Source organism: Streptomyces montanus (assembly GCF_005786655.1).
Taxonomy (GTDB): Bacteria; Actinomycetota; Actinomycetes; order Streptomycetales; family Streptomycetaceae; genus Streptomyces; species Streptomyces sporangiiformans.
Genome location: NZ_VBZC01000081.1, coordinates 13932 through 36287, shown reverse-complemented (window position 1 = coordinate 36287; position 22356 = coordinate 13932). Strand labels below are relative to the sequence as shown.

Annotated in this window: 18 protein-coding genes; 6 read left to right on the top strand and 12 right to left on the bottom strand. The window is 69.8% G+C overall.

What is annotated here, in order from left to right; genetic code table 11:
• The 7 genes from FE633_RS42140 to FE633_RS42110 form a co-directional block, all read right to left on the bottom strand.
• Positions 1–747, bottom strand: a complete 747-nt coding sequence (locus tag FE633_RS42140; RefSeq protein ID WP_138050458.1) for an ABC transporter ATP-binding protein — start codon at positions 745–747, stop codon at positions 1–3.
• 9 nt (positions 748–756) lie between these two features.
• A complete protein-coding gene (gene mdlC / locus FE633_RS42135) occupies positions 757–2367 on the bottom strand; it encodes a benzoylformate decarboxylase (RefSeq protein WP_138050457.1) in 1611 nt (536 codons plus the stop codon).
• Positions 2364–3170, bottom strand: coding sequence for an ABC transporter permease (locus tag FE633_RS42130; RefSeq protein ID WP_138050456.1), 807 nt, complete (start codon positions 3168–3170; stop codon positions 2364–2366). The genes mdlC and FE633_RS42130 overlap by 4 nt, the downstream gene beginning before the upstream one ends.
• A gap of 214 nt (positions 3171–3384) precedes the next feature.
• A complete protein-coding gene (locus tag FE633_RS42125; protein WP_138050455.1) occupies positions 3385–4161 on the bottom strand; it encodes an ABC transporter permease in 777 nt (258 codons plus the stop codon).
• A 21-nt stretch (positions 4162–4182) separates the two neighbouring features.
• On the bottom strand, positions 4183–5169 hold the full coding sequence (locus tag FE633_RS42120) for an ABC transporter substrate-binding protein (protein WP_246114080.1): 987 nt from the start codon (positions 5167–5169) through the stop codon (positions 4183–4185).
• Between the two features lie 52 nt (positions 5170–5221).
• Positions 5222–5899, bottom strand: a complete 678-nt coding sequence (locus tag FE633_RS42115; RefSeq protein ID WP_138050454.1) for an AIM24 family protein — start codon at positions 5897–5899, stop codon at positions 5222–5224.
• Between the two features lie 122 nt (positions 5900–6021).
• On the bottom strand, positions 6022–7827 hold the full coding sequence (locus FE633_RS42110) for a S8 family peptidase (protein ID WP_138050453.1): 1806 nt from the start codon (positions 7825–7827) through the stop codon (positions 6022–6024).
• A 396-nt stretch (positions 7828–8223) separates the two neighbouring features.
• Between FE633_RS42110 and FE633_RS42105 the strand changes: the two genes are divergently transcribed.
• Together FE633_RS42105 and fxsT are read left to right on the top strand one after the other, a co-directional pair.
• Positions 8224–9795, top strand: coding sequence for a VMAP-C domain-containing protein (locus FE633_RS42105; protein ID WP_138050452.1), 1572 nt, complete (start codon positions 8224–8226; stop codon positions 9793–9795).
• 273 nt (positions 9796–10068) lie between these two features.
• Positions 10069–14082, top strand: a complete 4014-nt coding sequence (gene fxsT, locus FE633_RS42100; RefSeq protein WP_138050451.1) for an FxSxx-COOH system tetratricopeptide repeat protein — start codon at positions 10069–10071, stop codon at positions 14080–14082.
• A gap of 13 nt (positions 14083–14095) precedes the next feature.
• Here the strand turns inward: fxsT and FE633_RS42095 are convergent, their stop codons facing one another.
• The 4 genes from FE633_RS42095 to FE633_RS42080 form a co-directional block, all read right to left on the bottom strand.
• Complete coding sequence (locus FE633_RS42095; protein WP_138050450.1) at positions 14096–16003, bottom strand: HEXXH motif domain-containing protein; 1908 nt, start codon at positions 16001–16003, stop codon at positions 14096–14098.
• Positions 16004–16032: 29 nt separating this feature from the next.
• Complete coding sequence (locus FE633_RS42090; RefSeq protein WP_138050449.1) at positions 16033–16242, bottom strand: hypothetical protein; 210 nt, start codon at positions 16240–16242, stop codon at positions 16033–16035.
• Positions 16243–16354: 112 nt separating this feature from the next.
• A complete protein-coding gene (locus tag FE633_RS42085) occupies positions 16355–17416 on the bottom strand; it encodes an effector-associated domain 2-containing protein (protein WP_171060347.1) in 1062 nt (353 codons plus the stop codon).
• Positions 17417–17418: 2 nt separating this feature from the next.
• Complete coding sequence (locus FE633_RS42080; protein ID WP_171060346.1) at positions 17419–17862, bottom strand: ATP-binding protein; 444 nt, start codon at positions 17860–17862, stop codon at positions 17419–17421.
• A gap of 308 nt (positions 17863–18170) precedes the next feature.
• On the opposite strand from FE633_RS42080, the gene FE633_RS42075 reads away from it, so the two are divergent.
• The 3 genes from FE633_RS42075 (at position 18171) to FE633_RS42065 (ending at position 20201) form a co-directional block, all read left to right on the top strand.
• Positions 18171–19046 carry a helix-turn-helix domain-containing protein gene (locus tag FE633_RS42075; protein ID WP_138050447.1) on the top strand — a complete coding sequence of 292 codons (876 nt, stop codon included), beginning with the start codon at positions 18171–18173 and terminating at the stop codon, positions 19044–19046.
• 26 nt (positions 19047–19072) lie between these two features.
• Entirely contained in the window at positions 19073–19285 is a 213-nt protein-coding gene (locus FE633_RS42070; RefSeq protein ID WP_138050460.1) for a DUF397 domain-containing protein, read from the top strand.
• A 100-nt stretch (positions 19286–19385) separates the two neighbouring features.
• A complete protein-coding gene (locus FE633_RS42065; protein ID WP_138050446.1) occupies positions 19386–20201 on the top strand; it encodes an SAM-dependent methyltransferase in 816 nt (271 codons plus the stop codon).
• A 192-nt stretch (positions 20202–20393) separates the two neighbouring features.
• On the opposite strand, the gene FE633_RS42060 is transcribed toward FE633_RS42065, so the two are convergent.
• Positions 20394–21158, bottom strand: coding sequence for a sugar isomerase domain-containing protein (locus FE633_RS42060; protein WP_138050445.1), 765 nt, complete (start codon positions 21156–21158; stop codon positions 20394–20396).
• A 282-nt stretch (positions 21159–21440) separates the two neighbouring features.
• On the opposite strand from FE633_RS42060, the gene FE633_RS42055 reads away from it, so the two are divergent.
• Complete coding sequence (locus FE633_RS42055; protein WP_138050459.1) at positions 21441–22325, top strand: MurR/RpiR family transcriptional regulator; 885 nt, start codon at positions 21441–21443, stop codon at positions 22323–22325.
• Positions 22326–22356 lie beyond the last annotated feature (31 nt).

Below are 22356 nucleotides of genomic sequence, written 5' to 3'. Positions count from 1 at the left end.
TTACGCCCGCACCGCCCGCCCCACCTCCGCCCGCAACCCCACAAACTCCGGCAACCCCCGCGTACCGATCTGCTCCCGCTTCCCCGGAAGGACCACCGGCAGATCGAGCACGACCCGCGACCCGGGCCCCGCCGAGAGAACAACGACCCGGTCCCCCACATAGACGCTTTCGTCGATGTCATGGGTCACGAGCACAATCGTCGTCCCCTCCGCCCGATGCACCTCGAGCAACAGATCCTCAAGGTCCTCCCGGGTCTGCGCGTCGAGTGAGCCGAAGGGCTCGTCCATGAGGAGCAGCGAAGGCCGGCACACCAACGCCCGTGCGATGGCGACCCGTTGCTGCATACCCCCCGACAGCTGCCAGGGATGACGGCGTCCGGCGCCGTCGAGACCGACCCGTTCCAGCATCCGTTCGGCCTCGTCCCGCCGTTCGGCCCGCCCCATCCCCCGCCGGCGCAACGGCAGCGCGACGTTCTCGCGGACGGACAGCCAGGGAAAGAGCGAGCGCCCGTAGTCCTGGAAGACGACCGCGAGCCGTTCGGGCACCCCGGCGACCGGTTCCCCGTCGATGCTGATCGCACCCTCACGCACGGGCAGCAGCCCCGCGATGGTCCGCAGCAGGGTTGACTTGCCGCACCCGGACGGCCCGACCACGCACAGGAGTTGACCGTCGGGCACGGTGAGGCTGATGTCGTCGAGGACCAGGTGTTCGCCGTAGCGCTGGCCGAGCGAGTCGAGGCGGAGCATGCGGATCGGTCACCTGTCCCGGGAGTGAGGCGCGCCCTCGGTGCCGGTGACGCGGACGTGGAGCAGAAAGGGCCCGTCGCCGTCACCGTGGGCCAGCGCGCGGTCCAGGGCGGCGGGGAGTTCGGCGGGCTGTTCGACATGGGCCGATGGGCACCCGAAGCCGGCGGCGAGGGCAGTGAAGTCGACATCGCCGATGTCGGTGCCGGGCACGGGCGCGATGTCGATACGGCGGCCGAGGGCGCGTACGGCCGCGTAACCCCCGTTGTCGAGGAGGACGTACGTGACCGGCACCCGGTGGCGCGCGGCGGTCCACAGGGCCTGTACGGAGTAGAGGGCCGAGCCGTCGCCGACCACGCACACCACCCGCCGTCGGTCGGCGAGCGCGCGCCCTACGGCCAGCGGGAGGCCCCAACCCAGCGCCCCGCTGCCGGTGGTGAGGAAACCGCCCTCCAGATCGATCCGCACGCGCGCGTGGAGCGCGTCGCGATGGCTGGGCGCCTCCTCGACGAGGACGCGGTCACGGGGCAGCCGCTCCTGGAGCAGGTCCAGGACCAGCTCCGGCGTGATGCCGTCGAGAGCGGACGTATGAGTGGGAGTGGGCGGCCGGCGGACGGGCGGCGGTTTGCGGTCCGACTCCTCCACCAGCGCCGCGAGTTTCCCGAGGGCCGGTTTCAGCGTCGTGACGATGCTCGTCCCTGTGGGCAGCCACGCCGCCTGCTGCAGGTCGCAGTCGAGGTGGAAGAGTTCGGTGCGGGCGGGCAGCGGCGGGCTCTCCGTAGGGAAGTGGTACGTGAACAGGGGCGCCCCCAGGGCGACGACCAGGTCGTACGGCTCAAGGCAGGCCATCAGCCGGTCGGCGGCCGGTGGCAGGAAGCCCTGGAAGAGAGGATGGGATTCGGGGTAGCCGGAGCGGCCGGACATCGGGCTGATCCAGACCGCCGCGCGGGTGCGTTCGGCGAGGGTCCGGACCTCGGCGAGCGCGTTCTCGTCGTCGACTCCGGGCCCGACGACCAGCGCGGGCCGTTCGCAGGCGTCGAGGCGCGCGGCCAGGGCGGACAGCGCGCCCGCGTCGGCGGTGAACGCGCCGTGCACGGCGCGTGGCTCGACGGGCGGAGCCGGCTGGTCCCAGTCGTCCTCGGGGATCGAGACGAAGACGGGACCGCGCGGGTGGGACATGGCGATGCGGTGCGCCTCGGCGAGCACTGCGGGCACATCCGCCGCACGATCCGGCTGGCGGCTGAACTTCACATACGGGCGCGGGAATTGAGCCGGTTCGTCGGCCCCGAGGAACGGGCGCAGCTGGATCAGCGAGCGCGACTGCTGGCCGGCCATGACGACGAGGGGCACGCGGTCGCGGTAGGCGTTGAAGACCGCGCCCAGGGCGTGTCCGACGCCGCCCGCCGAGTGGAGGCTGACCAGTGCCGCGCGCTCGGTGCCGAGCGCGTGTCCCGCGGCCATGGCGACCGCGACGGACTCCTGCAGTCCCAGGACGTAGGTGAAGTCGTCGGGCCAGTCGCGGAACATCCGCAGCTCCGTCGAGCCCGGGTTGCCGAAGAGCGTGGTCATGCCGGTGTCGCGGCACAGTTGGATGACCGCGTCCAGAACTGTTCCCGTCGTCATACGGGCCTCCCTCTGCCGAGCAGCCGCTTCTCGACCGCGAGCAGACCGGTGTTGAGCAGATGTCCGAGCGCGCCGAGCAGGAGCAGGGCCGCCCATACGGTGAGCAGGTCGGAGCGCGTCTGGGCGTCGGTGAGTGTGAAGCCGATGCCGTTGGCCGTGCCCGGCAGCAGCTCCGAGAAGACCATGAGGATGAGGGACAGCGAAAGGCTGAGGCGCAGGCCCGCGAAGATGCGCGGCAGCGCGGACGGCAGGAGCAGCAGCCACAGCCTTTCGGGCGCGGTCAGCCGCAGCACGGCGGCGACTTCCAGCCGCAGTGGATCGGTGTTGCGCGCTCCCTCGGCCGTGTTGATGAGTACGGGCCATACGGCGCTGAAGACGATCGAAGCAAGCTGCATCGGCGTACCGAAGTCGAAGACCACGACGAAGACGGGCACGAGAGCCGGGGGCGGGATCGCCCGCGCGAACTGCAGTACCGGGTTGCAGAGCGCGTACGTCCGGCGCGAGCGGCCGACCGCGATCCCGAGCGCGATGCCGGTGACCGCGGCGATCGCGAATCCGGCGGCCATCCTGCCGAGGCTGGGCAGGATGTTGTCCACGGCGTCGCCGGTGAGGAAGGCGTGGCCGATCGGTCCCGAGAACCAGAGGTCGTAGGCGTGTTGGGCGATGTCGGCGGGGGGTGGGAAGTAGATGCTGCCGTGGGCGCGGGCGATGGCCTGCCACGCGGCGACAGCGGTCGCGAGTACGGCCCAGCGCAGCAGTGCGCTGCGGGCCGCTTCCGCTGAGACGCGGCCGGCCCGGCTCACCGGTTTTCGCCCCCGCCGCCCCTACCCGGTCCCGTCCCCTGGGGCTCCGCCCCAGACCCCGCCAGGGGGCGCTGCCCCCTGGACCCCCGGGTTGTGTCTCGGCTGCGGATCGGTTGTCGCTGGTCGCGCAGTTCCCCGCGCCCCTTACGGGGCGGAGCCCCAGGGACAGGATGGGACGGGTAGGGGCGGCGGGGGCGAAAACCCTCCACGCGGCTCACCCCCGCCCCTGATGCTCAGGAGTCCACGGAAACAACCGCCGCTCACCCCACACCAGCACACTGTTGATCACCAGCCCGAGTGTTCCGGACCACACCACGCCCGCCAGGACATCGCGCGTGCCGTCCGTCGCGAGGCCGGCCTGGGCGATGAAGATACCGAGGCCCTCGCCGAAGCCGGCGAGGATTTCGGTGGCGACGGCCAGGATGAGGGCGATGGCCGCGGAGATGCGGATGCCGGCGGCGATGAAGGGGGCGGTGCCCGGGAGTTCGACGCGCAGGAGTACCGAGAGACGGCCGAAGCCGAAGGCGCGCAGGGTGTCCTTGGCTAAAGGGTCGGTCTCGCCGAGGCCGTAGACGGTGTTGAAGAGGATCGGCCAGACGGAGGCGTACGTGATCAGCGCGACCTTCGTCTGAGTGCCGGAGCCCAGCAGAAGCGACACCAGCGGGATCAGCGCCACGGACGGCAACGGTCGCAGGAACTCGACGATCGCGCGTACGGCGTCATCGACCACGGGCACGCTGCCGAGGAGCAGACCCAGCGGAACGGCGAGGGCGCAGGCGAGGCCGAGCCCCAGCGCCCAGGCGTACAGGGTGGCGCCGACGCCGTCCAGGAAGACCGGGTCGCCTGCCAACTCAACAGCCCGCGCGAGGACTTCGGAGGCGGGCGGCAGATAGCTTCGGCGCACCAGCCCGGCCCGGCTGACCGCCTCGCACAGCCCGAACGCGAGCAGCACACCCAGCCCGCCGAGCAGCAGGTCCTGCCTTCGCCGCACCCGACAGAGCACCGAGCAGCCCTACTTGACCAGGAGCGTCGCGGGATCGACCGGCTTCTTCAACAGGCCCTGTTTCTCCATGAGTTCGGTGAGCCGGGCCAGCTGGCCGGGGTCCGTCGTCTCGGGATACGCGGGCAGATGGATCGACTTGGCCTGGTCCGGGGTCACCTTCGCGTACTTGGGCAGCTGTTCCCGTACGGCCGACGGATCCTCCGTGGCGATCTTCGCGGCGGTGGCGATGGCCCGTTGGAAGGCCGCCGCGGTCTTCGGGTACTTGTCGGCGTACTGACCCGTGGTGACGTATCCGCTGATCGGGATGGACTCCACAGGCGCGGAGCCGCCGTCGACGAGCACCCGGGCGTTCAGCTCCTTCTGGAGGGCGCTGTTGAAGGGCTCGGGCGCGTGCACCGCGTCGACCTGGCCCTTCTCCAGGGCGGGCCCCATCTGCGGGAAGGGGATCTGCCGGTAGACGGGGCGGCCCACGCCCTCCTTGGCGAGGATGGCGTTCAAGGTCAGCGACTGGATGTTGTTGAGGATGTTGACGGCGACCTTCTTGCCCTTGAGGTCGGCGACGCTCTTGATGTCCGAGTCCTTGGGCACGAGGACGTCCATCATGTGCGGCGCGACCCTTGCCCCCTCGGCGAGGACGCGGACGTCCAGGGTCCCCTTCTCGTGCGCCTGCAGGAAGGTGACGTAGTTCGCGCTCGCGATGACGTCCACCTGGCCCTTGGACAGCGCGGGCAGCGCCTGGATGCTCTGCTGGACGGGCTGGATGCGCACATCGAGGCCCTCCTTCTCGAACAGGCCCCGGTCCTGTGCGAGGTAGAGGGGCGCGTCGTCCGCGAGCGGGAGCGCGGCGACGGTGATGGTCGACTTCTCCGGCCCGTTGTCGCCGGGGGCGGGCCCGTCGGAGTGGGACTCGCCGCCGCAGGCAACGGCGGTCATCACCAGGGTGATCGCAACCGCGATCAACTTCCCTGCATCCAAGGGGACTTGACGCATCGTCATGTGGGCATGTCTACCCCCCTGCCGCACCCCCGACGCCCTCACAACGTTCGTTTCAGTGCTGCTGCGGTTTCTGCGGCGTCGCCTCGCTCGGGCGTACGACGACGTATCCCTCTCCCTGCAGCACCAGTTGCACCGCCTCCCCGGAGCCCCCGCGCATCATCGAGCCGATGGACTGTGAACGGTGGAGCGAGGTCTGGAGGCCGGCGGTCCAGCCGACGATCGCGTCCGTGTCGACGTACACCGGCTGCTGCGGCGAGACCGGGATGACCAGCGGGTTGCCCTCGCAGACGAGCCCGAGCCTGCCCTGTCCGGTGAAGACGCTGTTGAACAGGCCGCCGCCGGTGATGCCCGCGCCCTTCACCGTCTTGATCTCGTACGACAGGGAGGCGTCGAAGCACAGCACGTTCCGGCCGTTGACGGTGAAGACGTCGCCGGGGTCGATGTCGACGATGAAGCAGTTCTGCGCCTCCTGTGCGAACCAGGCCTCCCCCTGTCCGCGCACCGCCATGAGCGGCAGCCCCTCGCCGGTGACGACGCGCTTGAGCATGCCGCCGACTCCCTGGCCCTTGCGCTCGAACTGCAGGTTGCCGCGGTAGGCGATCATCGCTCCCTGCCGCGCGAACATCTCGCCCTGGACGGCGTACTTGATCGACTTGGCGTTCTGCACGCTCATGCCCACGGTGGTGGCGGGCTGCACCATGTACTCGCTGGAAAACAAGTCACCCTTCATCCGGGCATCGTGTCCCGGACGTGCACGTTCCGCCAAGGCGCGTCACCACGACGCGCCGGAACGCACGGCGGGGCGGCCGACGCCCGCTCGCGTCGACCGCCCCTGTGGGGGGTGGGCAGCCGTCAGAAGGTCAGCTTCCAGCTGTTGATGGTGCCGGTGTCCTGGGCGGCGACGTCCTGCACGCGCAGCTTCCATGTGCCGTTGGCGGTCTCGCTGGAGGCATTGACGGTGTAGGTGGTCTTGACGTTGTCGGCCGAGTCCGAGCCGCTGGAGGCCTTGAGCCGGTAGGCCGTGCCGTCCGGGGCGATCAGGTCGATCACCAGGTCACCGCGGTAGGTGTGGGTGATGTCGACGCCGACCTGCAGGGCGGAGGGCGCGTTGCCGCTGCGGCCGCTGACCGTGATCGGCGACTCGACGGCCGACCCCGCGTCCGGGATGGAGACGGACGAGGTGCTGGTGAAGGTGGTGCCCCCCGTGGAGCCGCCGGACCCGCTCACCGCCTGCACCGTCTTGGTCGCGTCCGCGAGACCGGCACCGCAGCCACCGGAGCATGTGCCGGGCAGGGCACGGGCGTTGGTCTTGATGGCCGACTCGATCTGGGCCGGGGTCAGCGCGGTGCTCGCCGACTTCATCAGCGCGGCGAGACCCGCGATGTGTGGGGCGGCCATGCTGGTGCCCTGGTAGTACGCGTACGACTCCGTGCTCGGCGTCTTCGCGCCGGAGTTCAGCGTGGACAGGATGCCGTTGGCGGTGCCGGTGCTGGTCTGGCCGCCGGGAGCCGCGATGTCTACGACCGAGCCGTAGTTGGAGTAACTCGCCTTGGAACCCGAGCGGTTCAGTGCGGCGACCGAGATGACGTTGTTGCAGCTCGCCGGGGAGTAGTTGGCCGCGTTGGCGTTGCTGTTGCCGGCCGCGACGACCACCGTGGTGCCGCGGCCCACGGCGGCGTTGATCGCGCTCTGCGTGGCGGAGCTGCACGCGCCGCCGCCGCCGAGGCTCATGTTGATGACCTTGGCGACATTGGAGTTGGCCGGGATGCCGGAGACCGTACCGCCCGACGCCCAGGTGATGGCGTCGATGATGTCCGAGTCGTAGCCACCGCACTTGCCGAGGACGCGCACCGGGGAGATCTTCGCGTTGTACGCGATGCCCGCGACGCCCTTGCTGTTGTTGGTGGCGGCGGCGATGGTGCCCGCCACGTGGGTGCCGTGCCAGGAGGAGTCGCTGGCGGGGGCGCCGTCGCACTCGCCCTCGGCGTTCCAGTCGCCGGGATCGGCCGGGTTGCTGTCGCGCCCGTTGCCGTCGACCGCGACCGCGGTGTCGGAGATGAAGTCGTAGCCGCCGACGATGTTGGCGGCGAGGTCGGAGTGCGTGACGTAGCCGGTGTCGATGACGGCGACGGTCACACCGCTGCCCGTGGCCGTGGACCAGGCACCCGGGACGCGCATGCCCGCGGTGGTCTCGAACAGGTCCCACTGCTTGCTGTACTCGGTGTCGTTCGGGTCCGCCAGCGGCTTGTTGAGGCGGTCCGGTACGACGTACGCGACCTGCGGGTCGGCCTGGTACTCGGCGACGACGTCGGCGACGTCGGCCTTGCCGAGCCGGTCACCCAGGTCGACCAGGGCGGCGCCGGTACCGAGGCGGCGCTGGAACTTCAGGCTTTCGTCGGCCTCGCGGCCCTTGGCCTTGGCGTCGGCGGAGGCGGCCGAGTTCGACTTGGCCTCGGCGGCGCCCGACTTGTAGCCGACGATCAGCCGCTCGGCCGGGGCGGCCACGGCGGATGCGGCGGCGGTGGCGGCGGACTTCTCGGCGGGGACCGCGGCGCCCGCGGTTCCGGCCAGCGCGAGGGAGGTGGTCCCGGCCAGCAGTGTCGCGGAAATCGCGGTGACGGATATCAGCGTCCGTCTCGCAGGGCGTGGAGTACGCAAGAGTGTGCCTTTCGTGGCCGGCTCCGGGCAGCACGCGACGGCTGTACGGAGCAGCGGCGCGAGCAGCGTACGGAGCAGCGGTCGAATCGCTTCGTCGTCGAAGCGGCGGGGGGTGCGTTCGAGAAGGCGCGGCGGCCGGCCAGGCGCGAGCGACCATCCAGGGGTTACCCGTGGTTCAGCTGTGGCTCGAACAATAAGTGGAGCCCTGATCCCACGGATACGGGGAAAACCCTCGATCCGATGGCCGAGAACCCTCGCCCGCCATGAACTCGCCGCGTCCTCGCCGCGTCCTGCGGCGACGGCACTCCCCCGTCCTTGCCTTGAATGACTCCCTGACGGGGGTGGAACTGTAGCCGTACGCTGGTCCGCACTATCAAGACGGACCAGACGGACCAGATGGACCAGACGGACGAGTCGGAACAGACGAACAAGACGAACAAGACGAACTCGATGACAGCTGGTGGCGATCGGGAGGTCACGGGGGTGGAAGGGCGCAGCCCTGCGCGGGTTCGCAATGAGTTGGTGGCCGAAGTCGTCGACGTATTACAGGAGTCGGCCACGGTGCGGCACGCGAACAGTGCCGATCTGTGGGTGAACATGCTGAGCCAGGAACTGGCCACGCCGGTGGAGCCGTTGCGGAACGAGGCGTTGCGTCCGTGGCTGCTGCAGCTGGTGGAGAGTTGCGCGCAGCTTCCTGACGGGCTGTCATGTCTGGTGCGCTGCCTCAGATATGTGGAACAGCAGTCCACCTCCATCGCGTCGTTACGACGTCTGGTGGACGAGTGGGAGGCAGTGGATTTCTTCGACGGCGCCGACCTGCATCCGCTGCGGCCGGTGCTGCACGAGATGCGGTCGTCGGCGGGTCTCGCGGCGATGGCGCGGCGGGCCAGCCGGTCGCGCATCCAGGAGCTGCCCGAGTGGTGCGATACGGGCTGGGCGGTCTTCCTGCGGCTGGCCGGAGACAATTCGGCCGCCAGTGAACTGCCGGTGAGCATGGCGTTCCTGGCGCTGGCCGCCGATCAACTCATGGAGGACGGACAGGCGAAGGCGGCGGAGCTGCTGCGCCGATGGAACCGTCGGCAGGCCGGTGCGTGGGGCCTGGAGGACAAGATGGCGGACTGGCAGCGCGGTGGCGTCACCCAGGCGCCGCCCTCCCTTGTACCGGCCTACTTGATGATCCAGTTCGAGCCGGACGGTGTGGACCGCGACCGGTACTACCTCTCCCACTGGCGGCAGTCGGACGCGGAAGGCTGGCATCCCGTTCCGGGCGAAACACTGCATCTGCACCGCGACGACCTTCCCGGCGAGGTCGAACAGCTCATCGAGCAGACCGAGGAGCGATGGGCGGACCTGAGACAACCCGTGGTTCTCGAGTTCATCCTTCCGTGGGAATTGCTGGGAGAGCCGGTGGAGTGGTGGCACAAGGAGTCGTCCTCGTCGTCCCCGACTCCGCTGGTGATGGACTACGCCGTCCTCGTCCGCAGCTTCGAGAGGCTGCGCAAGGCCGCCTGGCACCGGCCCTGGCACAAGAAGTGGCGGCAGCTCAAGGATCAGCCTGCGGACAGCCACTCGTACTGGAACCGCCCCGGCCGGTCGCACTTCCACCTGGAGCTCGAACTGAAGGAGGACGAGCATGCGGTCTGTCTGGTGCTCAGCCAGCCGCCGGGCACCGACTCCCCCTCCAGCCAACAGGAGTTCATGGCCGGCCTGCGCGCGGGTGTGCCCGCGATGATCTGGCACCGCGGCGACTGCGACGACCCCGCCTTCAAGGAGGCGGTGGCCGACATCGTGCAGGACAGGGGTCTGGCCGGTCTGGTGGAGCGCGCCGGAAAATGGCGCAGGGAGGCCCTGGCGGTGGGGCCCGAACGCTGGGACAACCACGTGGGACGCCATCTCGCGATCCTGGTCGACGACGCGGAGCGCAGACCCGGTCCACCAGGCCCGGACCGTGCGCCGGTGCAGCCTTGAACCGGCCGCACGGAAGCACGGCCATGGACCACGTGCGCTCGGCGAGAGAAGGAGGCCTCGCCGTGAACCAGCATGCCTCGACTGCCGTACATGCGTTCCCTCCCGGTGTCGTGCTCCCTGGCATGCTTTTGCGCACACCTCGCATGAGCCCCCCTACGCACTTGCCCGGAGAGCTCACGCACTGCGAGGCTTTGCCTGTGGACGTCACGCATGCCCGCGGTCTGCGGGACTCCGCGCACCTCTCACCGTCACCTCGACGCTTTGAGAGCACCTATGCACGATGACGATGGTCAGGGACCAGCACCGGCTACGCGGGCTCGGCAGGAGGCCGCACATGTCCTGAGCAGGCTCGGCCGACCGGGGGACCAGGAGCCCTCGGAGGCGGTCCTCGTCATCGACACCCACCTGACGATGAAACTGTGGGACCGGGCCGTCGGCGAGCTGGCCGGTGAACTGGACCGTGCGGGGGACTTCTCCCGGGTCCGGGTGGTGCGTCTGCTGGGGACGGACGAGACCGATCCGGCGCGGATGCGTCTGGAGGAACCGCTCGGCGACGGCGCGCGGGTGCGCCGTGTGGTGCTGATGCTGACCGACGGGCTCGCCGCCGGCTGGAGATCGGGCGCGGTACAGCCCCTGCTGCGCACTTGGGGACGTACGTCCCCCGTCGCCGTCGTCCACCTGCTGCCCCAGCAGCTGTGGTTCCGCACGGGGCTCGACGTCTCCCGGGTGCGGATCCGTGCCCCCCGTGCCTGGGCGGCCAACAGCGAGTTCGACTGGGAACCGCGCGTCGCCCCGGTGGAATTACCCGGCACGGACGAACACGAGACCGAAAGAGACGAACACCGGACCGAAAGAGACGAAGGGGACGCCGACGGGGACGCCGACACCGACACCGACGCCGGCTCCGTCGTCATCCCGGTCCTCGCTCTGACCAACAGCTGGGCGGCGGCCCTGACGCGCCTGGTCTCGGAGCGGGAGCCGCACTGGCTGGATCTGTCCGCCATTCAGGCCAGGGAGTGGAAGCGCAGGCCCGACGCCGCGCGTGGCCTCCCCTGGGTGGGGCACGTCCCCGACCCGCAGAGCACGGTGCCCGCGGCGGAACGAGTCTCGGAGTTCCGGGCCGGCGCCTCCCCCACGGCGTTCACGCTCGCGACCCGGCTGTCCGCCGCGCCGCTGAGTCTTCCCGTCATCCAGCGGATCGTGCGGACGACTCCGGGTGCGGGCCCGGCCCATGTGTCGGAACTGCTGATGAGCGGTCTGGTCCGGGCCGGCCGGGTGCGCGGCGAGGGTCCGGCGGATGTGGCGTTCACCTTCGCTCCCGACATCCGCGAGGAGCTCCTGGCCCTGGGGCGCCGAAGCGACACCGCGCGGATTCTGCGTGACGTACGCGCGTTACTGGCCGAGAACGCGGACGACGAAGCCGCCTCGCCCCTGCCGCCGCCCGGCGAACCGCTGGACACCCTGGCCATGCCGCGCGTGAACAGTCGCAATATCGCATTCCTGCGCGTGGAGCTCGCTGCGCTGCGAGCGCTATCGGGGCGGTACGCCCAGCGTGCCGACATGTTGGCCAGGGTGTTGCACTGGCACGATCGGCGATACGCGGTCAGCCTGGAGAAAACACCTCACATTTCGTCAGGCCCCGGCCCCGCACCGTCCGGCTCGGGGGTAGCTGAACACGGTGCTCCCCCCCATTCTCGAACCGTTTCTGAAGGAGCATCGGAGATGTCGACTACGCCCCAGCGAACGGTGGAGGGGGACCGCACATCGCAACCCCGCGTCTGGGGAAATCTGCCGCCCCGAAATCCCAATTTCACCGGCCGCATGGCGTTGCTGGAACAGCTTGACGAGCGTCTGCGGGAAGGCACGACCACGGTTCTGCCGGAAGCGATTCACGGAATGGGCGGTGTCGGCAAAACACAGCTCGCCATCGAGTACGCGTATCGCCACCAGTCGGAGTACGACATCGTGTGGTGGATTCCCGCGGAGCGGCCCGGCCAGATCGGGCAGGCGCTGGTGGAGCTTGCCGGGCGCCTGGGGCTGGAGACCAGTACCGAGGCCAATATCGCCGGTCCCGCGGTCCGCGAGGCGCTGCGCGAGGGGCGGCCCTTCTCCCGTTGGCTGCTCATTTTCGACAATGCCGATAATCCGGAGCAGGTACGTCATTATTTCCCGACGGGCGGCAACGGAACGATCCTGGTCACCTCCCGCAACCGGCGGTGGGGGCTGGTCGGCGGATCCCTCGAAGTGGATGTGTTCACCCGCGAGGAGAGCAAGGAACTGCTGCGCCGCTCCGGGCCGCCGCTGCAGGACGACGAGGCCGATCAGCTGGCCGAGGCGCTGGGCGATCTGCCCCTGGCCCTGGAACAGGCGGCCGCCTGGCGGGCGGAGACGGGAATGCCCGCCTCCGAATACCTTCGGCTGTTCGAGAACAAGCGCACCGAACTCCTCGAAGTGGCCCCGCCGCCGGACTATCAGCTGCCCGTCGCCGCGGCCTGGAACGTCTCCCTCGACCATCTGGAAACCCGGAGCCCGGCAGCCCTGAGGCTGCTGCAGCTCTGCTCCCATTTCGCCCCGGACCCGATCTCCCGGTCCATCTTCTCCGGTCTCGGGAACAGCAGCATCTTCCCCGAGCTGGACGCGGCGCTGAACGACCCGATGAAGCTCGCGCGCGCCATAAGGGAGGTGAACCGCTACTCCCTCGCGCGGATCGACCACCGCACGAACTCGATTGAGATGCATCGCCTGGTACAGCTCGTGCTGAACAACCGCATGACCGCCGAAGAGCAGGCCCGTATGCGCCATGGCGCCCACACCCTGCTGGCCGCCGCCGACCCGAAATCCCCGGCCAACCCGGGGAGTTGGTCCCGGTATGCCGAGCTCTACGGTCACGTCATCGCCTCCGACGCGATCAAGTCCGACCAGCCGTGGGTGCGGCAGCTGGTCATGAATATCGCCAATTACCTCTACTACTGGGGCGACCACGAGGTGTCGCTCGACTTCTCCGAGCAGGCCTGGGACTCCTGGCGCACCGTTTTCGGCGAGGAGGACCAGCAGACACTCCTCATGGGGCAGTGGCTCTGCTTCATGTATCTGGTCGTGGGCCGCTTCGACGACGCGGCCAGGCTGGTGGCGCAGCTCAGGGAGATCTACGTGCGGACCGCCCCCGCCGACGGCGAGGACACCCGCGAGGACGCCCTGGATGCGATGAACCTCGAAGCCGCCGTACGCCGCGCCGAAGGCCGGTTCGCCACCGGGGCCGAGCTGGACGAGATCGCGTACGAGCGGGCCCGCAGGGCCTTCGGCGAGGACGATCCCACCACCCTCAACACCGCTCACAACCTCGGGGTGAGCCTGCGCCTGGCCGGTGAATTCCGCCGGGCCCTGGAGCTGGACCAGCACACGCTGGCACTCAAGCTGCGGCTGTTCGGCCGCGACGACCAGCGGACTCTGATCACCGAGAACTCCGTCGCCATCGACGTGCGGGAGACGGGGGACTACGTCGGTGCGCGTGCCCTCCAGGAAGCCGCACTGGAGGCGCACCGCGATGTGTTCGGCCGCGGAAACCCCGCCACCACCGGTGTGATGCGCCAACTCAGCGAAGCCTGCCGCAAGGCGGGCGACCACGCCCGCTCTCTCGAACTGGCCACGGAGGCCTACGGCAAGTTCACCCGGCGCTACGGCGACGCCCACCCCCAGTCGCTGTCAGCCGCGCTGGCCCTGTCGGTGGCCCTGCGCCAGAACGGCGACCTGCAGGCGGCCCGCGCACGCGGCGTCAACGCCTGCAAGGACTACCGCCAGGTCTTCGACCCGAACCATCCGCATGTCCTGGCCTCGGACATCAACCTCGCGGTCACCCTTCGGCTGCTCGGCCAGCCGGAGGAGGCGCACCGCCTGGACGAGACTGCTCTCGCATCCCTCACCGAGCGGCTCGGCACGGCTCATCCGACCACCCTCAACTGTGCGATCAACCTCGCCAGTGATCTCGCCGCTCTCGGCAACCACGCCGAGGCCCGCACCCGGGGCGAGACGATGCTGCCCCTGTGCCTGTCCACCTTCGGGCCGGACCACCCGACCACGTTGGCGTGCGCCGGGAACCTCGCGATGGACCTCATCGCCACCGGCGCCGAGGAAGAGGGCGCCGCACTCCGCCAGGACACGTTGGAGCGGTTGGAGCGGGTTCTCGACGCCCCACGGCTGCGCGCCGACCCAGGCACCGCACACCCGGCCACGCTGCAGGCCAGGGAAGGGCAGCGGGCCAACTGCGACATCGACCCGCTGAGGCTGTGACCGGTCAGTTTCCCTAGGGCCTGTCCGGCCTGTCCGACCCTGATCCGCCGGACAGGCCCCGGCCCAGCCACTCCGCGAGGCGCACGGGGTCCGGGGCTCGGTCCGTGGTGGCCGCGACCGCCTCGTGCACGGCACGGGCCCGCTCCGGATAGCGGAGCAGTAGGCGGGAGGCGGCATTCCGGACCTGCCCCTCACCGGCAAGTGCCCGCCCCAGACCGGCCCAGGCTGCCACGGGTGCGCTCTTGCCGGAGAGCTGCGCGACGTAGGCGGCTCGGGCGCCGGCCCGGTCGTCGCAGGCCAGCAGGACGTCCGCCGCGGTGGCGCCCTCGACACCAGCGGCATCTGCGGAGCCCTGGGCGGCAGCCTGCCGCCAGGCCCCGTCGGGCTCGCTGAGGCGAAGCCGGACCAGGACGGCCGCGGTGTCCAGGAGACCGAACTCACTGTCCGGCACCAGTTCAGGCTCGGCGGCGAGGCCGGCCGGCGCACGGTCATCGCCCCGCTGCCAGGCCCGCACAGCCTCCTCCACGGCCGCGGCGGGAGGCCGTAGATGGTGCGCGCGCCAGCGGGCCCGGTGGTCGGCTGCCGCCTCCCGGGCCAGCTCCAGCTCGGCGTCCGGCACCGGGTCGGCCAGCCACTGTGCGCACTGACCGCGCAGCCCCTCGATCAAGTGCCGCCCCAGGGGTGTCAGCCGTTCGTGACCGCGCACCAGATTCAGCGTGGACCACACCTGCGCACGCCACAGGGCGAACTCGAAGTGCGCCGACGAGGCCTGCGCGGCACCAGCGGCGTACCGATGTACGCGCCAGAAACGGGTGACCCCCGTGAAGGCGTAGATCCCCTGCAACAAGCCGCTCAGCGGGCGAGGATCATCCCGCCAAGGGGCGTAGAACAGCTCCTCCGGATCCTGCGGGTCCTGGGCGATGCTCAGCGGTTGCAGGTGGATCAGGCCGCTCAGCTTGGTGTGCTGGAACTCGTGCACCAGCGTGGCGGCGAGTTGCGGCACGTCGTCCGGACAGGACGCCGTGACACCGCCGAACGCGTCCCCGGCCGTCCCGCTGTACGGCCGGAACCTTTCCCTCGTCGGCGTGGGAACCATCGACAGCAGCCCGTGCCGCATGGCCTCGGCGCTCTCCGGCTCGTCACGCAGCAGGATCTGCCACGCGTCGGCGAGCATGCCCTCCCATGCCTCGGCCTCCGCGGCGGACAGGAGCCGGGGCTCGCTCGGACGGGGGAACGTCCGGTAGGGGTCCAGTTCGTCGAGGGGCAGGCGCTTGGGACGTTCTCCGGACTCCAGTACGACGTGGCGTGCCGCATGCCAGCCAGGACCGTCCGCCTCCGCATCCCGCGGGACCAGCACCTGGCCGTGCTCGCCACTGATCGTCAACTTGCTTCGCCCGGCTTCGACTTGGGCCACGCCCCATGGCTCACGCACGGGCAGCACCGCGCACCCCAGTGTCGGTAGCGGCACCAGGCCACGGCGCACCGGTACGGCCAACGAGAAGTCCAGACCGGCCCGGGCTCCGGCCGCGGCGGCCAGCGCCGACAGGTGCCCGAGCACCACCCACAAGGGAGCGTCCTCCGAGGGCTTGCCTCGCATCTGACGCAGCGCGTGGGACACCCACATACCCGTGGGCGGGGACATCAGGACGTCCTCGAACACCTCGGGCGCCTGCCGCTGGACACGTTCGAGGAGGGACCAGGCGTCCCGGTGCGACGGCGCCGTCCCATACGGCTGCGGTGGGTCGCCTTCGGAAACACCGGCGTCGAGGGCCCGCAGAAGCAGCAGCCGACGGCTGCGCTCGGCGGCCAGTAGCTCCGCAACCGCGGGGCCATCGCCCTCGCCTCGGGCAAGGGCCCGTAAGCTCACCGCGGACAGTTGGTGGAACGGCAGGTCCGCCGGGGCAGCGGGCTCACCCGGCATGAGTACTCCCCAGCACCGAGCCGATCCCCTCAGTCGAAGCGTGACGGGTTGTGCCCCGATTCCCTGATGGACTGAGGGTTGTGCCCCGACTCCGTGATGGACTGAGGGTTGTCGATGTAGAGCAGCAGCCGCTCCAGCGACTCGGCGATGGCCGTGCCGTCCATGGAGCGCAGCGCTTCAAGAGAAACCCCCGAGAGATCTACGAGACCGGACTCGACGGCAGGAATCGATTGCTCCACGGCTGCCAAGTCCCCTCCCGTAATTCCTTGTCCGCGCGGTCCGTGCTTCATCATGATGACCCAGCGCGGCGCATGCCGAAACCCCGCAACCAGGCCGCGCCGCGAGATCAAGTCAGCCATATTGCCGGGCCAGTTGGGCCGCCTCTTGGTCGACACGGGCCACTTCCGAGGACGGCCCCTCCAGCAGACGTACGGTCTCCAGCAGCTGATCGAGGGTGCCCGGATAGCGCAGACAGGTGCGCACGATCCCGTACACGTCCATCCTCAGCCGGGGATCCCGCGGGCTGTTGGCCGCGACCTGGGCGTCGATGCTGTCGAGCACCAGGGCCAGGCTGTTGGCGTTGCGCAGCGAGGGAAGTTCCACCAAGGCGTCGACGAGGTCGGCGAGTTGACGCAGCGGCACATCGGGAGGCAGCGCGGCCAGACCGGTGACCGACGGGGCCTGTACGGGGTCCGCGGCGGACCCGAGCCGCTCACGCGCCGGGAGGCCGGCGTACTGGTGGAAACGCTCCAGCTCGGCGGCGGACAGCACGTCGTACCAGTGCTCGACGCGGCTGGCTGCCAGCCTCCCCCGCCCGTCCGAGCGGTGATGGGCGCTCACCACTCCGATCACGGCACCGTCGCACCACACCACGGCACCCGACATGCCTTCCCAGGGCGAGCGCTGCGGTTCGCTGTCACCCGTCGGTGCGACGACGGCCAGTTCGAGGGTGCCCTCCCTGCGGTTGGACAGTACGGAGACCGTCCCCGTGACGTGGCAGGAGTCCCGGTATTGGCTGGGGGCGCCGTCGTCGAGGAGGCGCATGCTGTCCGTCCGCAGTTTGAACCGGGGAAAGCCCATCGCGCTGAAGGGCAGCACCACGTCGGCGTCGGGCACCGCGGCGTAGCGAGGGTGCTCGCTGCCGCCGGGCACGGACGGCGCGCCCGTGATCTCCAACAGGGCGACATCGGCGGCTTCGGCGAGGAGCACGACGTGGGCGTCGGCGCTCCACTCCCCCGGTCGATCGGCATCGACGCGCACCCGTACCGAGGTGACCGGCCCCGCCACCACGTGCGCCGCCGTCAGCACGCACCGCGCTCCCACCCGGTAGCCCGACCCGCGCCGCCCGGGCTCCGCACCGGGCCGGCTCACCAGTACTTCGGCGACGCGCACCGCCTCCAGTCCGTGTGCCACCGCTACGACGGGAGCTCGGCCCAGACGATGCGGCCGCTTCCGTCGGCGGTGTCCGTGACTCCCCAGTCGCTGCTCAGTTCGCTGATCAGCATGAGCCCGCGTCCATTCTGGTCGTCGGGCTTCGGCCGGCACACTGCCGGGAGGGTGCGGGAGCAGTTCTGGTCCTCGACCTCGATGCGCAGCAGCTCTCCGGAGGTGCGCAGTCGGCACACGATCAGATCGCTCGCCGTGTGGATGATGGCGTTGGTGACGAGTTCGGAGGTCACCAGGACTACGTTGTCGCCCGTCTCGCGGCTCACGCCCCACTCGCCGAGCAGCTCGCGCACATTGCGGCGGGCCACTGCCACCGACGCGGGGTTCGCGGGCAGGCCGAACACGGCTGTCCTGTGGAGGTGGTCGTCCTCGGGCAGTCGGCCCAACGGCTGGGGGAGGGAGGGCGTAGCCATCGCCGTTCGCCTTTCGTCTGCCTTCGCACCACAGGCGGCGTGCCGGTGTCGCGTCATCCGGCCTCGTCACACGATGCGACCAACTACTCGCCGTGAGCGATCAGTTGCGGCCCCTGCTCCCCCAACTGGGCTGCACGACCGCTTCGTTCACCGGGCCGGGACGATACGACCACTGTGACACCTGCCAACTACACCTCGCAACCAACAACTTGAAAATTGCATTTTGTGGCGCACAGGCCGCTCCGGAGACGGATGATCGTGACAGACTGCGATCTAGAAGCCCGAGCGTGAGCGTGAGGGGGTAAGTCGTGACCGCGGAAACCGAGTGGGGCGGCGCCCCGTCCGTGCTGCGCATGATCCTCGGCAGGCAGCTCGAGGAGCTGCGGACCCGGGCCGGTCTGACGTACGAGCAGGCGGGCGCGGCGATCGGGGTCAGCCACTCCACGATCCGTCGCATGGAAGCCGCGAAGGTGGCCCGGCTCAGGCTCACGGACGCCGAGAAACTGCTTCAGGTCTACGGCGTGCGGGACCAGCAGGAGATCGACACCTTCCTGAAGTCGGTCCGTGAGGCCAACAAACGCGGGTGGTGGCACACGTACCGTGATGTGCTGCCGGACTGGTTCGCCGCGTATCTGAGTCTGGAGCAGGCGGCGCTGCAGATCCGTGCGTACGAGGCGGAGTTCGTCCACGGCCTGCTGCAGACCGAGGACTATGCGCGTGCGCTGCTGAGTGCGGGCAATCCGCATGCTCCGACCGACGCGACCGAGCGCCGGGTCGCGCTGCGCATGCAGCGTCAGGAACTGCTGTCCCGTCCGAAGCCGCCGCGCGTGTGGATCGTGATGGACGAGACGGTGCTGAGGTGGCCGGTCGGCGGGCCCGAGGTGATGCGCGCCCAGGTCGACCATCTGATCGCGGTCAACGCGCTTCCCCATGTGACCGTACAGATCATGCCGTTCGGGAACGGTCCGCATCCGGCCATGCGGGCCGGCGCGTTCCATCTCTTCCGGTTCAGGGCGCGCGAGTTGCCCGACATCGTCTATCTCAGCGGCCTGGTGGGCGCTGTCTATCTCGACAAGGAAGACGACGTCCTGGTCTATCGCGAGGCCCTGGACCGGCTGGGCGCCCAGTCGGCGCCCGCCGGTAAGACCGAGGCTCTCCTCGGTGCGATACGCAAGGAGCTCTGACAGTGCACCACCACATACACAGCGGGATGCCGTCCCGGGATCTCGGCACGCAGGACTGGTACAAGCCGTGGAGCGACGACGCGGGAGGCGCCTGCGTCGAGGTGAAGAAGCTGGGCGACGGACGGGTCGCGGTGCGGCAGTCCACCGACCCCGACGGCCCGGCCCTGGTGTTCACCCCGCGTGAGATGACGAGCTTTCTGGCGGGCGTGAAGGCGGGTGACGCCGACTTCCTTCTGTGAGCACCCCTGTCTTCTGTGAACACCCCTGTTTTTTCTTGAGCGTTCGCATCGTTCGCCTTTGAGCATTCGCACTTACCGACGACTTGATGGGAGGGGCGGCGTGCCCGACAACGGATGGCCGGCCGACCGTATCGACACCGAGAGCGCACACTCCGCGCGCATTTACGACTACATCCTCGGCGGAAAGGACTACTACCCTGCCGACAAGGAGGCGGGCGACGCCATGTCGCGGGAGTGGCCCGCCCTGCCGATCCACATGCGTGCCAACCGCGACTGGATGAACCGCGCCGTGCGCTGGCTGGCCGAGGAGGCGGGGATGCGCCAGTTCCTCGACATCGGCACCGGCATTCCCACCTCCCCCAACCTCCACGAGATAGCCCAGTCGGTGGCCCCCGAGTCCCGGGTGGTCTACGTGGACAACGACCCCATCGTCCTCACCCTCTCCCAGGGCCTGCTGGCCAGCACCCCCGAGGGCAGGACCTCGTACGTCGAGGCGGACATGCTCGACCCGTCGAGCATCCTCGCCGCCCCGGAGTTCCGCGAGACGCTCGACCTCACCCAGCCGGTCGCCCTCACCGTGATCGCGATCGTCCACTTCGTCCTGGACGAGGACGACGCGGTCGGCATCGTCCGCCGCCTCCTGGAACCCCTCCCCTCGGGCAGCTACCTGGCGATGTCCATCGGCACCGCCGAGTTCGCACCTCAGGAGGTGGGGCGTGTCGCGCGCGAGTACGCGGCCCGCAACATGCCCATGCGGCTGCGTACGTTCGCGGAGGCCGAGGAGTTCTTCGAGGGCCTCGAACTCGTGGAGCCCGGCATCACCCAGGTCCACAAGTGGCACCCGGACGGATCGAGCACGGAGCCCATCCGGGACGAGGACATCGCGATGTACGGGGCGGTGGCCCGCAAACCTTGATGTCGCGGACCGCGTCGCCCCCACGGGGCGCGGTCAACCTCGCAGGCACCATTGAATGTCTGATTCAGCATCGGGCCCTCCGCGTTCGAACGACCCGGTCGGGGACAGTGAGGCGACCCGAACCCGCCTTGATGCTCTGGGGAGTTGGCCACACCTTCGGAACCGGGTACCCGTGGACTGACCAGGTGGGGGTCAGCTCGCGGTGCGGCGGATACGGCCGGCGTACCGCTCCTCCAGCTCCAGGTTGCCCTCGAAGCCGCCGGGGACGTTGGCCGAGACGTAGACCGGTGGGCGGTGGCCGGCGGCCAGGAGGAGTGAGGTCGCCTCGGCGACCGCCATCTGGACCAGCATCACCCCGGTGAGCGTGGACAGGGCGCATACGGCGCCTCCGCCGGGGAGTCCGAGCAGGGCGTCGCCGCGCGGAGCGGCGTTGTCGAGTACCACGTCGGCGATGTCCATGAGCTTCTTGCCGCTGGAGTGGGAGGCGGGGACCGCGCTCGTGTGGGTCAGCGAGGTGACGGCCAGGACGCGGTGACCATGTTCCTTGGCGTGCAGGGCCATCTCCACGATCACGCTGTTGACGCCGGAATTGGAGACGATGACGAAGAGGTCCTCGGGCCGTGGCGCGACGAGGTCGTAGATCCGTTCGGCGACACCGGGCTTGCGCTCCAGCAGCGGGTCGTCGAGCACACTGGGGTCGTCACCGCCGTACAGGACGAGGTCGGCGATGCTCAGTCTGTTGGTGGGCACCAGTCCACCGGCGCGGCCCGCGACCTCCAGGACGATGGCCTGGGAGTGTCCGGTGCCGAACGCCTGGATGACGCCGTCCGCGCTCACACAGTCGGCGATCAGCTCGGCGGCTCGCCGCACCTCGTCACGGGCCGATTCGGTGATGCGGTCAAGGACGGCCAGGCTCTCACGCGCGAAACCGCTGGCGTTCACGGACTCGACGGACACGCGGCACTCCCCACTGGTGGATTGAACCACCATCGCGTACAGCTCTCTGTGAATGAATAAAACACACGCCGGGAGCGGCGGGCAACATCCGATCACGGCCGGACCTCTCGGCCGAACACCGCTGCGACCGCCTCCCAACCGCCTCCCGACTGTCTCCTGACTCTCTCCGGACTTCCGGTCCTGAATTTCAATCTGGGCGTCGTACGGTGGCTGTTACATTCTCACCACTGAGCATCTAGAAGATCGGGAACCCCCATGGAACGGACCGGCGCCGGCAACGGAATGCCCCCGACGGACGTCACCGCACTCATCCGCACCGAGCTGCCCCGCCTGGCCGGCTCCCTGCGGAAGGTGGGGGAGCTGATCCTGGAAGATCCGGCCGGTGTCACCCACTGCTCGGCCGCCGAGCTGGGCCGCCGCACCGGCACCTCCCAGGCGACGGTGACCCGCTTCTGCCGCGCCATCGGGCTCGACTCCTACCAGCACCTGCTGATCGAACTGGCCCAGGAGCGCGGCCGGGGCGAGGTCTCCGACTGGGGCACCGCCGAGATCGGCCCCGACATCTCCCCCGACGACGACCTCGAGAGGGTCGTCGCGGTCGTCGGCAGCGCCGACCTGCGCGCGGTCCAGCAGACGATCGAGCGCATCGACCTCGACGCCGTGGAGCGCGCCGCGCAGGCCGTCGCCCGTGCCCGGCGCATCGACGTCTACGGCGTCGGCGGCAGCGGCGCGGTGGCCCAGGAGACCGAGGTACGGCTCTTCCGCATCGGCTGCTCGGTGCGCGGCTGGAACGAGGTGCACGCCGCGGCCACCTCCGCGGCCCTGCTCACCCCGGCGGACGTCGCCATCGGCATCTCGCACTCCGGGGCGACCCGCGAGACGCTAGAACCCCTCGAACTCGCCAAGGAGCGTGGGGCCACCACCGTGGCCCTCACCGCGGACCCGCGCTCGCCGCTCGCCCGGGCCGCGGACGTCCGCCTCATCTCCTCGTCGTCGGAGACCAGCTTCCGCACCGGCAGCATCGGCGCACGGCACTCGGTGCTGGTGCTCATCGACTGCCTGTACGTACGGGTCGCGCAGCTGTCGTACCAGCGCGCGAGCGCTTCCCTGTCCCTGACCGACCACATCGCGGGCCAGCACGCGGTGAAGTCCCGCCGCGCCCGTTGAGCCGCCCCTTCCGCCCGCGGTGATCACTGCG

What these genes read in the sequence shown, in the direction of transcription:
- fxsT (WP_138050451.1), top strand. Translation starts at nt 10,069, where the DNA reads ATGCACGATGACGATGGTCAGGGACCAGCACCGGCTACGCGGGCTCGG.
- FE633_RS42080 (WP_171060346.1), bottom strand. Translation starts at nt 17,862, where the DNA reads ATGGCTACGCCCTCCCTCCCCCAGCCGTTGGGCCGACTGCCCGAGGAC.
- FE633_RS42070 (WP_138050460.1), top strand. Translation starts at nt 19,073, where the DNA reads ATGCCGTCCCGGGATCTCGGCACGCAGGACTGGTACAAGCCGTGGAGC.
- mdlC (WP_138050457.1), bottom strand. Translation starts at nt 2,367, where the DNA reads ATGACGACGGGAACAGTTCTGGACGCGGTCATCCAACTGTGCCGCGAC.
- FE633_RS42095 (WP_138050450.1), bottom strand. Translation starts at nt 16,003, where the DNA reads ATGCCGGGTGAGCCCGCTGCCCCGGCGGACCTGCCGTTCCACCAACTG.
- FE633_RS42105 (WP_138050452.1), top strand. Translation starts at nt 8,224, where the DNA reads ATGGACCAGACGGACGAGTCGGAACAGACGAACAAGACGAACAAGACG.
- FE633_RS42140 (WP_138050458.1), bottom strand. Translation starts at nt 747, where the DNA reads ATGCTCCGCCTCGACTCGCTCGGCCAGCGCTACGGCGAACACCTGGTC.
- FE633_RS42120 (WP_246114080.1), bottom strand. Translation starts at nt 5,169, where the DNA reads ATGACGATGCGTCAAGTCCCCTTGGATGCAGGGAAGTTGATCGCGGTT.
- FE633_RS42115 (WP_138050454.1), bottom strand. Translation starts at nt 5,899, where the DNA reads ATGAAGGGTGACTTGTTTTCCAGCGAGTACATGGTGCAGCCCGCCACC.
- FE633_RS42055 (WP_138050459.1), top strand. Translation starts at nt 21,441, where the DNA reads ATGCCCCCGACGGACGTCACCGCACTCATCCGCACCGAGCTGCCCCGC.